Annotated in this window: 16 protein-coding genes; 12 read left to right on the top strand and 4 right to left on the bottom strand. The window is 41.1% G+C overall.

Annotated features, from left to right (window positions below; translation table 11 throughout):
- From WC955_11565 to WC955_11550, 4 genes are all read right to left on the bottom strand, one after another.
- Nucleotides 1-1,479: heparinase II/III family protein (locus WC955_11565; protein MFA5859687.1), on the bottom strand; the 1,479-nt coding region annotated here is incomplete at its 3' end.
- An 8-nt stretch (nt 1,480-1,487) separates the two neighbouring features.
- Entirely contained in the window at nt 1,488-2,309 is an 822-nt protein-coding gene (locus WC955_11560; GenBank protein MFA5859686.1) for a formate/nitrite transporter family protein, read from the bottom strand.
- 8 nt (nt 2,310-2,317) lie between these two features.
- Entirely contained in the window at nt 2,318-3,193 is an 876-nt protein-coding gene (locus WC955_11555; GenBank protein ID MFA5859685.1) for a polysaccharide deacetylase family protein, read from the bottom strand.
- A 17-nt stretch (nt 3,194-3,210) separates the two neighbouring features.
- Nucleotides 3,211-4,377 carry a Gfo/Idh/MocA family oxidoreductase gene (locus WC955_11550; GenBank protein ID MFA5859684.1) on the bottom strand — a complete coding sequence of 389 codons (1,167 nt, stop codon included), beginning with the start codon at nt 4,375-4,377 and terminating at the stop codon, nt 3,211-3,213.
- 136 nt (nt 4,378-4,513) lie between these two features.
- Between WC955_11550 and WC955_11545 the strand changes: the two genes are divergently transcribed.
- The 12 genes from WC955_11545 to WC955_11490 all read left to right on the top strand — a co-directional run.
- Entirely contained in the window at nt 4,514-5,752 is a 1,239-nt protein-coding gene (locus tag WC955_11545; protein MFA5859683.1) for a hypothetical protein, read from the top strand.
- A 33-nt stretch (nt 5,753-5,785) separates the two neighbouring features.
- The gene (locus WC955_11540; GenBank protein ID MFA5859682.1) at nt 5,786-6,604 is read left to right on the top strand and encodes a lysophospholipase; all 819 of its coding nucleotides are present in this window, start codon (nt 5,786-5,788) and stop codon (nt 6,602-6,604) included.
- A 44-nt stretch (nt 6,605-6,648) separates the two neighbouring features.
- Nucleotides 6,649-7,203, top strand: coding sequence for a DUF3795 domain-containing protein (locus WC955_11535; protein ID MFA5859681.1), 555 nt, complete (start codon nt 6,649-6,651; stop codon nt 7,201-7,203).
- 144 nt (nt 7,204-7,347) lie between these two features.
- Nucleotides 7,348-7,716 carry a metalloregulator ArsR/SmtB family transcription factor gene (locus WC955_11530; GenBank protein MFA5859680.1) on the top strand — a complete coding sequence of 123 codons (369 nt, stop codon included), beginning with the start codon at nt 7,348-7,350 and terminating at the stop codon, nt 7,714-7,716.
- The gene (locus tag WC955_11525) at nt 7,710-8,783 is read left to right on the top strand and encodes a permease (GenBank protein ID MFA5859679.1); all 1,074 of its coding nucleotides are present in this window, start codon (nt 7,710-7,712) and stop codon (nt 8,781-8,783) included. Before WC955_11530 ends, WC955_11525 begins: the two co-directional genes overlap by 7 nt.
- A gap of 25 nt (nt 8,784-8,808) precedes the next feature.
- Complete coding sequence (locus WC955_11520; protein ID MFA5859678.1) at nt 8,809-9,045, top strand: thioredoxin family protein; 237 nt, start codon at nt 8,809-8,811, stop codon at nt 9,043-9,045.
- Nucleotide 9,046: 1 nt separating this feature from the next.
- On the top strand, nt 9,047-9,343 hold the full coding sequence (locus WC955_11515) for a 4Fe-4S binding protein (GenBank protein MFA5859677.1): 297 nt from the start codon (nt 9,047-9,049) through the stop codon (nt 9,341-9,343).
- Nucleotides 9,337-9,822, top strand: coding sequence for a thioredoxin family protein (locus tag WC955_11510; GenBank protein MFA5859676.1), 486 nt, complete (start codon nt 9,337-9,339; stop codon nt 9,820-9,822). Before WC955_11515 ends, WC955_11510 begins: the two co-directional genes overlap by 7 nt.
- The gene (locus WC955_11505) at nt 9,822-10,526 is read left to right on the top strand and encodes a cytochrome c biogenesis protein CcdA (GenBank protein ID MFA5859675.1); all 705 of its coding nucleotides are present in this window, start codon (nt 9,822-9,824) and stop codon (nt 10,524-10,526) included. Before WC955_11510 ends, WC955_11505 begins: the two co-directional genes overlap by 1 nt.
- 24 nt (nt 10,527-10,550) lie before the next feature.
- Entirely contained in the window at nt 10,551-11,609 is a 1,059-nt protein-coding gene (gene arsB / locus WC955_11500) for an ACR3 family arsenite efflux transporter (protein MFA5859674.1), read from the top strand.
- Nucleotides 11,610-11,643: 34 nt separating this feature from the next.
- The gene (locus WC955_11495; GenBank protein ID MFA5859673.1) at nt 11,644-12,363 is read left to right on the top strand and encodes a hypothetical protein; all 720 of its coding nucleotides are present in this window, start codon (nt 11,644-11,646) and stop codon (nt 12,361-12,363) included.
- A gap of 13 nt (nt 12,364-12,376) precedes the next feature.
- Nucleotides 12,377-12,606 (top strand): hypothetical protein (locus tag WC955_11490; GenBank protein ID MFA5859672.1); only part of this gene is annotated, 230 nt, incomplete at its 3' end.

Below are 12,606 nucleotides of genomic sequence, written 5' to 3'. Positions count from 1 at the left end.
CTTGCCATAAAACTTTAACCCCGGGGATTGAAGTTTGCCGTTGATCACAGGTACGCTATGGCCGTATGAGTTAGCAAAAACATTGTTGTATCGTTTACCCGAAAAATAGTCTTTGTCATACAACCCGGACCCGGGGTCACAAAGGATGGTTTCTCCATTTACGCGAAGGATAAAACTGCCGATATCGTTATGGTTATGCGATTCAGCGTTGTGCCCGGCTTTCGCGGATAATACAAGAATAATATTGCCTGCAGAGGTTGATGTGTTTACAAGTTTTACTACGCCGGTTTGAGGTAACATAAGGTCGTTGACTATAAAGTCTTGGGGGATCGTGTTATAATCCCACCAAAAAATGTTGCGTAACACCTTGGGATAACTTACACGTTCAGTAACAAAGTTTTTGTTATCCAAAAAAGTTAACAGTTCCGGGCAGGCCGTACGTTCGGATAAACGTTTTATCATCCCGTGGGGCAGGCGTATACTGTCACCGGAGTCAGAAAAACTTGCAACCTGTGCCGGGCCCATGGCCATGGATAACGGATACTTAGCGATAGCTTTTAGTTTATTGGATGACAGAATATCAACTTTCCCGCCGGTGCGTTGATACAAAAGGTCAGCAAACATTATGTAATTTCCCATACCGAACATCCAGTAGGGTACGCCTTCTGTTGTTCCACCGTCATTGTTAAACCCTTTTGTGATATATGTATCCAGTCCGGTAACTACTGTACGGACAGCGTTCTCTAATCGAACAGTATCTGTTTCAAGGAGAACAAAGGTTGATCCTATAGCGCCGTTACACACACCGTTCCAGTTGTTCGTACCTTTATACCACCAAAACTTTTTGTAGTGATCCAAGTAAGGATCCAGTACGCGGCGATAAATTTCGGATTTTACCCGGGTTTTTACATCTTTTGGAAGTTTGTCTTCCAATGTGGTAACAATCTCCGCTAACGCCTGCGCGGTTTCCGATGCGAACAGGTCAACGTCCTGTCTGGCATAATGCGCGGGTAATACCCACGTGGTTTCTTCGCATATATTCCAGAGATAGTCACAGAGTTTGTCAATATTTTCTTGTACATTACCGTGCTCAAGCAATACCAGCATTGCTAACGAAGTCATTACATTTCGTTTCTGGAAATACTCGGCTTCATACCTATACCTTGTCCCGGTACGGAAAAAGTCTTGGTATAGCGTATAGGTTGTTTGCGGTATTGCTTTTGTTTTTTCTATAGTACTTAGCCATCCGCGTTCAAGGTCAAAATACGAAGTTGTCTTCTTAAACTCCGCAAGTTTTTCGCGTGAACCGTCGAGTAATAAATAAACATTGGTACCGGTATCAGGATACGCAACAAATTCTATTTTGTCAGGTAAGGCTAAACTTGTATTTGTAACAGTATTCGTAGAAATATCCTTTGCTTCTATTAAATTAAAGAATAATACAACATATAGTATAGTAGTTATTATTCTTTTTGTCATAATATCCTTTATTTAACACTTTTTTTTGTTCTTATTAGTGCAAATATTTGGCGAATACGGTTTGGGTGCAGGACTACAATAAAAATCCCGCCGATTATATTTCCGATTGTTACAGGAATAATATTATTGAATATCTGCAGCATCCCTGCTGCGTCAGTACCTTTCGCTAATAATCCCGCAGGGATAAGGTACATGTTCGCAACACAGTGTTCATACCCGGATGCAATGAAAACAGTTATCGGCAAAATTATGCATACGATTTTTGAGATGATATCTTTGGAAAAATACGACATTATTATAGCGAGTATCACCAGGATATTGCACAATATTCCGCGTATAACTTCCTGCAGAAACGGCATTGCGAGCTTGAATTCGGATACCCGTACTGCGACTTGGCCAACGGGGGAGATTGAAGTTTCTATGGTACCCAGTAAGCCTGACCAGTAAACAAGTAATGCCATTAAATATGCGCCTACGAAGTTGCCAATATATACAATACCCCAGTTTAGTAGCATCTTACTTAGTGAGTATTGGCGTGTAAGCGTTCCTACAATCATCGTTATATTACCGGTGAATAGTTCCGCACCGGCAATAACAACGAGGACTAGCCCAATACTGAACACCATACCGCCAACCACGCGGCCCATTCCCTGTTCCATCGCAGCGAGAAAACACTGCCCGCCGAAACTGATATAAATTCCCGCAAGGATGCCGAGTAATAGCAGATGCCACGGTTTGGTATTAGCTTTCTTAATCCCTAACGCCGAGATTGTTGACTGCACTTCTTTCGGGGATAATTTTGGATCGTAGTTTGATACATTGTCGGTCATAAAAACTGTTATTTCTCCTTGTTAACAGATACTGGCTTAGTTTTCGTATCCGGCCATACTACAGTGACAGTTTCCGTTGATTTTACGAGTAACATATCGTCCACCCGTGAGAACTGATATTCTTTATCTTCAAGATAGGACATCAGGTTATCAAGCCGGGTAGCAAACTTTTCTGTCCGTCCCGGAGCGGTGCCAATATGCATTAACAAAATATATCCGTTTAGCCCGTTATGGTCGGTTTGTTCTTTTTTAATAATACTTTCATAAATCGTTTGGTTTGACCGGAAATTTTTGTCGGTATCCAAGGTATAGTCCGCTGCGGCTAATGTTCCCTGGGTAAGGTTAATAATCCCAAGCCCGTACTCGTCACTCCACGCGGAGATTGTGTCGTTATACCATTCATAGGGAGGGATCCAGAGTAACGCATTTTTTTTGTTAACCCCGAATTTCGCGAGTTCATCAAAGTTTTTTGCGAGGTCGACGATAAATTCGTCTTTTGTTACCAGCGTGTGAGAACGGTTCTCCCAGGGGCAGTACAGTAAATGCGCGTCACTATGCGGGCCAATATAGTGTCCATCCGAAATTATACGGTCAATAAGGTTGCCAAAGGCGTCTTTCCTCAAAAATTCGCCGATAAAAAAGAAATTTGCTTTTGCGTCGTTATGTTTCCTTAACGTATTAAGGATAAGCGTTCCACAGTCAGCGTATGATCCGCCTGTGAAGACTAATGCCAATGTTTTGGTATCCACCGGCCCGCGGGTTACCCCGCCGTAGGTTTTTGTAATCCCGGGTTTATACACGATTTTGTTAAACGTTTCCGCCATACATGTACCTGATAAAAATATTAGAATTGCGGTAATACTTGAAAATACAATTTTTAACATACACCATCTCTATTCCCTTACTTCTTCATCTTAACCCATTTGGATTTACTACCCGCGCTTGCGAGGACAGTCTCAATAAAAGCATTACCTGTAACACCGTCCTCAACAGTAGGATAGTCGTAAATCGTAAACCTTTTCCCGCTGACTTCTTCGCGGATAGATTTGTATGCTTCACGGTAAAGGTTGGCGTATGATTCAATAAACCCATCCGGATGCCCCGCAGGTAATCGTCCTGCGGCCTTTGCTGCGTCACAAAGAACGCCTGTGCCTTTTGACAATGTTTTGTAGATTCCGTCAGTACCTTTAACCGTTAGATAATTCGGGTTTTGTTGGTGCCATTCAATCCCAGCTTTTGTGCCGTATACACGGATTGTCAACCCGTTTTCTTCACCCGCAGAAATTTGTGATGCGTAAAGTATCCCTTTTGCACCGGAATCGTAACGTAACAAGACATTCGCGTCGTCTTCAAGTTTATGTCCCGGGATAAACGATGTGGTATCCGCGCATAATTCTATTATCTTCAACCCTGTGATGTAACGTGCAAGATTTTCTGCGTGTGTGCCGATATCTCCAACGCAGCATGACGCACCGGAGGTTTTGGGGTTCATCCGCCAGTTGATAGCTTTACCTTTAGTGAATATCGCGGGAAGCAGCCATCCCTGGGGATACTCAACAACAATTTTGTTGATTGTTCCTAACTGCCCGGTTGTAACCATGTACTTCGCGTGTTTTACCATAGGGTAGCCGGTATAGATGTGCCCTAACGCAAAAACTTTCCGCGTTTTCTTTACGATTATCTCGAGTTGTTTCGCTTGTGCGAGGCTGATGCACATAGGTTTTTCGCATATAACGTTGAATCCGGCTTCAAGAAAAGTTTTTGCAATATCAAAATGCGTGAAATTAGGCGTTACTATAGTAACAAAATCTATTTTATTGTCATTTGATAATAACGCTTCTTTTTCTGCCATATCACGGTAGTCAGTATATGTACGGTTGGGGTCAAAAAACAGTTTTTCCCCGGACTCTCTCGCAATTACTGGGTCTACATGCAACGCGCCGGCAACGTATTCCGCTTCACCATCCATTGTTGCAGCCATACGGTGTACCGGCCCGATGAACGCGCCAATACCGCCGCCTACCATTCCTCCGCGTAGTTTGCGTTTGTACACATCATTATTTTTCATATTCTACTAAGCTCCTTCATAATTAAAGTATGTATTTAATACCAATAATAATACCAAACTTTCAGTGTTTATAGTGAGTGCTTTTTTGGGAAATAACATTTTAAGGTATTGTATAAGGTGTTGTATAATATTACCAATGGGAAAAAATGCTGGACTATTGTTAATAACCTGTTTTGTTTTTGCTACATACGTATCAGCGCAAGAAATCCGGGATGGAGATGCGCTAAAGATGTTTTTGGACTGCCACGACAATATCAGCGTTGATTATATAAAAACGGAACTGGCGTTTGTGAATTATGTGTCAGACCGGCTTGATGCTGATATACACATACTAATGACTTCACAAGCAACTGCCGGAGGGACAAAATACAGTATTGATTTTATTGGGTTACAGAAGTTTGAAGGTAAAAATGAAACATTGGAGTACGTGTCAAATAAAACAGAAACTGAAGATGAAAAACGGTCTGGGTTGTTAAACACTTTAAAAACCGGGATGGTGTATTACATTGCGCAAACGCCGTTACGTAACAACATACGGGTAGAATACGAAGAACAGGGATTAGCACAAAAAGATACTAAGGATAAGTGGAATAACTGGGTGTTCACATTGAAAACCAGTGGGGATATTGAAGGTGATAATACTACGAATCTCAGTAGTATTGCCGGGTACGTTTATGCTGATCGTATAACGGAAGGATGGAAAATAACGAATGCGCTTGGTGCAAAGCAAAGTGTTAATCGATATAACGTCGATGGTAATGAAATAGTCAGTATGAAGAACAGTTCATACCTGGATAGCCTGGTTGTAAAAAGTCTTACTAACCACTGGTCTGTCGGGGGATATTTTAATTACGCGCAGACAACGTATGAAAATAAAAAGTATAGTTTCAAACTCGCGCCGGCTATAGAATACAACATCCTCCCTTACAGGGAATACAATCGTAAGAATATAACTTTTCTATACCGTATTAACTGGAATAATATTGAGTATTATGAAGAAACTATATACGATAAACTTTCTGAGACGTTATGGAGTGAAAGCCTGGCAGTATCAGCGTCGATAACCCAGCCATGGGGTTCTTTATACAGCACGCTTGAAGGTTCACATTATTTCCATGATATTAATAAACAACGGTTATCTCTGGATTCCGGGATTGAAGTACGGATTTTTAAAGGTTTTTCACTTGCGGTAGACGGGTCATATTCTATTATTCATGACCAGTTGGCATTGACAAAAGGCGAGGCTACTACTGAAGAAGTGTTACTTACACAAAAAGAGTTAGAAACCACATACGATTATGATTTGTCGGTCAGTATTAATTACATGTTTGGTTCTATATACAGCGACGTTGTGAACCCGCGGTTTAGCGATTAATGTATTATTAATAATGACAGGAGTAAACAAAGTATGGCAATGATGTTGACAGATAGTAAAACCGGGATTATGTACAGAAAATGGGATTCGGTATCTCCAAAAGCGGTGTTTTTAATGGTCCACGGCCTTGGCGCGCAAAGTGAACGCTGGAACTTTCTCGCAGACTTTCTCGCAAAGAATGGTCTTGCGTCATACGCAATAGAACTCCGCGGGTACGGTGAGACTAAAGAGTTGAGAGCGCATATTGATTCGTTCAATGTATATTATAACGATCTAACGGCGTTATGCGAGATTATTAAAACAGAACTGCCTGGTAAGAAAATATTTATTATCGGCGAAAGTATGGGTGGGTTAATCGCGTATTTAGCAACAGTAAAGTTTCCCGGTTTCTTCAGCGGGCTGGTATGTATATCACCTGTATTTGTTAACGTAATGCCATTCGCGTGGTATACGTATGTACAGTTTATCGTATCTTTGATATTCAACCAGCGTGCAACGTTGAAGATGCCATTTAATTCCGCGTGGATCACCAGGGATGTTGAGTACCAAAAAAGGTTAGATGCGGATACCCGCGAGCTGCGGATAGCATCAGTTAAAACGTTATGGGAGATCCTTATGTCGCAGATTGCGTGTGGGAATGCTAAGGATAAACTTAAAACACCGGTATTGTTCCTGTTAGCGGAGAAGGATAAGCTTACAAGCCCTATGGAAAGTAAGAAAGTATTTGATGCTCTTACTATCAAGGACAAAACAGTGTTTACTTATCCTGAAATGTACCATGCGTTATCAATCGATATTGGTAAAGAAAAAGTGTTCGCTGATATTCTTGAGTGGTGTAAGGGGCGCTGTTGAGCGCCTGATTTTGTTATTATCTTAGACAAGAACGATTTAATATTATGAAAATTAAATACCCTAAGATAGGAATTTGCGGGCTTTCCTGCAGGCTTTGCCCTCATTATCATACTGAAGGTGTGAGTAAGTGCAACGGCTGTAAAACACAATCAAGAATATGTGTTGGCTGCCCGTTTATTACCTGTGCATTGAAGAGAAAGGGAATTGAGTTCTGTTGGGATTGTGAAGAAAACACAAAATGCGTTAAATGGAGGAAGCATAGAGAAGCCGGAAAAAAAGCTGATTCGTTCAAGTGTTATCAAGAACTTGGGAATGATATAGTCTTTATCCAGAAGAATGGGATAAATGAATTTGAAAAAATACAGAAAATTAGAGAGCAATTGCTCATAGAATTATTGACGGAGTTTAATGAAGGGCGTTCAAAAAGTTATTATTGTATTGCTGCAACAGTTATAGGTATTGCGGAACTCAAAGAAGCATTGATAAAAACAAGAAAAGAGTCAGTAGGTTTTAAGATTGAAGATAAATCTAAGGTTATTCATTCAGTATTAAATGAAATTGCTAAGAGAAAGAATTATTGTTTGAAACTTAGGAAATAAATGATGTAGGCTCGCAGCCCAGTAATTAAGTTGCCGCGAAGGGTCGTATATATTCCTCTTGACAATCCTGTCCCCTCTGCCATATAATATATGCATATATGTGCAAATAAGCATATAAAATAACGTGGTGAAAGGATGTTTAGGATGAACTATATCAATGTATTCAAAGCATTATCTGATATAACAAGGTTGCGGTTACTTTATGTTCTTGTCAGCGCAAAGAATGAACTGTGTATCTGCGAGATTATGGACGTCATAGGAATAAAACCGTACCACGCATCACGGTGTATGAAAGAACTTAAAAATGCTGGGTTGGTGACCGAAAGAAAAGACGGACGGTTTGTGTTCTATAAAGTTGATAATAAAAATGGCAGTTTTACCGCAAACCTTTACCGTTTACTCGCATCACTGCCATCCTCCGAATTCCGGGAAGATATTGAGAGAATGAAGAAACGGATTGCACTACGGAAAAACGGGAAAGTTATTGTAACGATGAAGGGATGTAAATGCTAGATTTTATTTATAGCCTGTTAGTTGCAGGTATCAAAGCGTTGATAGAATATGTTTCTGCGCATGTGCTTACATGCCTGGTCCCCGCATTTTTTATTGCAGGTGCAATGACTGCGCTTCTGCCGAAAGAACAAATTATGCGGTACCTCGGGAAAGATGTTCCAAAGTATAAAGCCTATCCTCTATCCGTTCTCGCGGGCTTGCTTTTAGCGGTATGTTCCTGCACAATACTTCCCCTATTTGCGGGGATAAAACAAAAAGGTGCGGGGACCGGCCCGGCGTTAGCGTTTCTATATACCGCTCCTGCGACGAATATAATGGCAATCCTTTTTACCGGTAGTGTTTTAGGGTGGCAGTTCGCGGTTTCAAGGATAATATTATCCGTAATATTTGCTGTCCTGATAGGCATAATAATATCTGCGATATTTCAAAAAGAAGATGTTGAAGAAGAAAAAAATGCTACCCAAGCGGTTTCCAGGGAACAAGTTCAGGACACAAAAACACTTCCGTTCTTTCAGAGATACAGGTTGTTACTGTTTTTTGTCACGCTCGTATCTATTCTTATTGTAGGAACACGGGTAGCTGGTATAGCGAGGTATTTTGGAATAGCGGTACTGATATTAATTCAAGCAGTATCAGCCATATTACTTTTTACAAAAGAAGAGGTTTATGCCTGGCTTTCAGAAACATGGTTTTTTACAAAAAAAATATTCCCGCTTCTTCTGGGCGGAATATTTATTGCCGGGGTTTTGACTGCGCTTTTACCACAGGACTTTCTTGCAACATTTATGGGTACAAACACGGTCTCAGCGAACCTTATTGCCGTACTATTCGGTGTGTTTATGTATTTCCCTACACTGGTAGAAGTTCCAATGGCAAAAATGTTCTTAGGGTTAGGAATGGCGAAAGGGCCGTTACTGGCATACTTGCTTGCAGATCCGGTGATATCGCTGGCAAGTATTCTTGTGGTACGAAAGTATTTGGGGAATAAGAGAACAGCTGTTTATGTAGGGTTAATCATTGTATTCACAACTATTTCAGGGTTGATCTACGGCACGATTGTTAGGTAATTATTTATAGAAGGACAAACTGTTTATGAAAATTGAAGTTTTTGGCCCCGGGTGTCAAAAGTGTAACAAACTTGGCAGTATGGTAGATGACGTGATAAAAGAACTGAACCTCGCTGCGGAAGTTGTGAAAGTATCTGATATAAACACAATGGTCAACCGCGGGGTGATGTTTACCCCGGCATTGTTTATCGACGGAGTAAAAAAATGTGAAGGTAAAGTTCCGAGTTATGCGGAGATAAAGAAAATGTTGGGAGGGGAGTAAGATGGTTGACAAAGTTCCGCGTGAAAAAATTGAGTGGTTTCCTTCAATAAACTATGCTAAGTGTACCGGTTGTAAGAAATGTTACAACTATTGCAGCCATAAGGTGTATAGCTGGGATGAAAAAAAGAAAAGGCCGGTAGTGGCAAAACCGTATGAATGTATTGTAGGGTGCTCGAACTGCACAATAAATGTTTGCAAGTCCGGCGCGTTAAGACATCCAACACTGAAACAGTTGAAAGAGATGATGGAAACTGCAAAGAAACCGTGTTGTGAAGGGAAAGGTGGTTGTAAATGGTAAGAACAAAAGTTGTGTGGTATATCTTTACACTAACGATAATATTAATGATAACCGGTTGTGATAAGGATAAGTCGGATATTAAAGCAACAAATGAAACACCTGTTGTGGAAAATTCAACGCCGGAAATGAAAAAAGTAGTTACCGCCCCGGCTGCACAAACTGTTCCAGTACAAGAAAAAAAGGCGGTGCAAGGAAGAATTCTCGCTACGTTTATAGAACTTGGTTCGATTAACTGTGTCCCTTGTAAGATGATGGCGCCGATAGTGAAAGAACTTGAAGAAGAGTACAAGGGTAAGGTTAACGTTATCTTTTATGACGTATGGACGGATGAGGGTAAACCTTATGCGATGAAATACGGGATTCAAGCTATACCTACACAAGTATTCCTGGATAAAGACGGGAACGAGTATTTCCGTCATACCGGTTTTTTCCCAAAAGAGGAAATCCTGAAGACTCTTGCGATGAAGGGCATAAAATAATGATAAACCATTTGTTTGACTGGCTGTACAACGCGTTAAACGCTTCCCCAGGGCTCGCGTTATTCGCAGCGTATGTTTGGGGCATATTAAGCATTTTGTTAAGCCCGTGCCATCTTTCGAGTATACCGCTAGTAGTAGGGTTTATTGATGGGCAAGGGAAAGCGGGAGTTAAACGCGCGTTTACAATCGCATCGCTGTTCTCATTAGGGATACTGATAACAATTGCGTTGATCGGGCTGATTACCGGCTTGATGGGCAGAATGCTGGGGGATATCGGCATATATGGCAACTATTTCGTTGCAGTTATTTTACTCATCGTTGGGCTATACCTTCTTGAAATTATCAACATCCCGTTCTTAAACGCACCGGGGAATATAGGAATAAAGAAAAAAGGCTTATTTGCGGGATTTATGCTGGGATTAATTTTCGGACTTGCAATCGGTCCGTGTACGTTTGCATACATGGCACCAATCCTGGGGATAACGTTTAAAGTTGCGTCAACAAATTTTGTGTTCGCGGTATCGCTGATATTATCATACGCGATTGGCCATTGTTCTGTGATAGTCCTTGCGGGAACATTTACCGGAGCGGTTCAGCAGTATCTTAACTGGAACGAAAAATCTAAAGGAGCGGTTATCCTGAAAAAAATCTGCGGGGTACTGGTAATCCTTGGCGCAGTGTATTTGGTTTTTATTGCTAGATAAAATAGGAAAGGAAAATAATTTGCAATGGCGGAAAGCATCACGAAAAAGTTGTCGTTTCTTGACAGGTATTTAACGTTATGGATATTTCTCGCGATGGGTTCGGGTGTTGCGTTGGGATACTTTGTCTCCGGTATTGAACCGTTTATAAATTCATTTAACTCCGGGACAACTAACATACCTATAGCAATAGGGCTTATTCTTATGATGTACCCGCCTCTTGCAAAAGTAAAATATGAAGAGCTGGGAGATGTTTTTAAGAACTGGAAAATTCTCGTACTTTCACTAGTCCAAAACTGGGTAATTGGGCCGGTATTTATGTTTTTACTTGCCATAACATTTCTTTCGGGTTATCCGGAATATATGGTAGGGCTTATCTTGATTGGTTTAGCAAGATGTATCGCGATGGTGATTGTCTGGAATGAACTAGCAAAGGGTGATAGCGAGTACGCGGCAGGGATTGTGGCTTTCAATTCTGTATTTCAGGTTGTATTCTTCAGCGTATATGCCTGGTTTTTTATCACGGTACTTCCTCCTGTATTTGGATTTAAGGGAAGCGTAGTACAAATTACTATTGGTGAGATAGCCAAAAGCGTGTTTATATATCTAGGAATTCCGTTTATTGCTGGAATAATAACAAGGTTTTCGATGATAAAGTTAAAAGGTAAAGTGTGGTATGAAACAAAGTTTATCCCTAAAATAAGCCCGATGACGTTAATTGCTCTGCTATTCACCATTGTGGTAATGTTTTCTCTAAAAGGAAAACTTATAGTTACTATTCCAATGGATGTAGTAAGAATCGCTGTGCCGCTGCTGATATATTTTGTTGTAATGTTCCTTATTAGTTTCTGGATGGGGAAAAAAATTGGGGCAGGTTATTCTAAAACCACGACAATTGCATTTACTGCTGCCAGCAATAATTTTGAACTAGCGATTGCCGTCGCGGTTGCTGTTTTTGGTATTAATTCCGGTGTTGCTTTTGCCGCAGTTATTGGCCCGCTGGTGGAAGTCCCCGTGATGATAGGCCTTGTAAATGTTGCGTATTGGTTACAGAAAAAATATTTCGTTAATGACCATCCGGTTTAGCAAGGGAATATTAAAAAGAAAAGAGGAAAAATGCATGGAAGAAAAACAAGTGTCGCCAAATGAAGAATGTAATGCACCGAAAACCGGTAGTGAGTGCGGGCCGGGATGCAGTTGTTCCGCACCCGTAGCCACTAAAAGTAATAAGACAAAAATTGTTGTTGGTTCACTCATCGCACTGGTTGCTATAAGCATTTTTGCGTATAAGATGATAAATGCAAAATCAGTGCCGGCATCAGAAAATACAGGTACGTATTCAGCAGTTGAAGAAACAAGTAAACCAAAAGAAACCGTATCGGCTGTCATAGAGAAGAATACAACAGAAGTAGGCGCAAAAAAGATTATTGCAAAAAATATAGAAGTAAAAACATTTGTCGGTGAGAAACTAGATTCGCTCAATTCGCTGAATAACGTTGCGATGGACCGTGACGCTGTCTTTGTATTTATCCCGATGAAAGATAAAGAAGAAGTTACACCCGAGACCGAAACTGCGATGTTAAACGCCCAACGGACACTGAAAACCAGTAAAATCAATGTTGGGATGTACACTTTACCTGCATCTTCGCCGGACCACAAGGAAATCAGCGCGCAGATACCGTCATTACCCGCAGTCCTCATTGCGTGTAAAGGCCGCGGGATGAACGTTGTGTACGGAGATGTAACTGAGACAAAGATTGTACAGGCATTTGCTGCTGCTGCACAGGCAGGCGGGTGCGGGTCATCCGGTTGCGGGCCGTCAAGCAGCGGATGTAAATAGGACAGGAGTTTAAATGCTGAATAATATTACGGATTATCTACAGCAGGTATCGTCAGAACCTGTTGCACTGGTATTTGCGTTAATCCTCGGGTTGGTAAGCGCAGTAACTAGTGTTTGTTGTACCTTGCCGGCAGTAGGGGTTCTTATAGGTTATTCCGGAGCGAGGAAAGGCGAAACCCGGGGTGATGCAATTAGAACATCGGTATATTTTACAATCGGAACAATAATAGCGTTGATGATCAT

The sequence above is a fragment of the Elusimicrobiota bacterium genome, from assembly GCA_041658405.1.
GTDB lineage: Bacteria > Elusimicrobiota > UBA5214 > JBBAAG01 > JBBAAG01 > JBBAAG01.
Note: the sequence above shows the minus strand (reverse complement) of the source record. Positions and strands in the feature narration are given on the sequence as shown.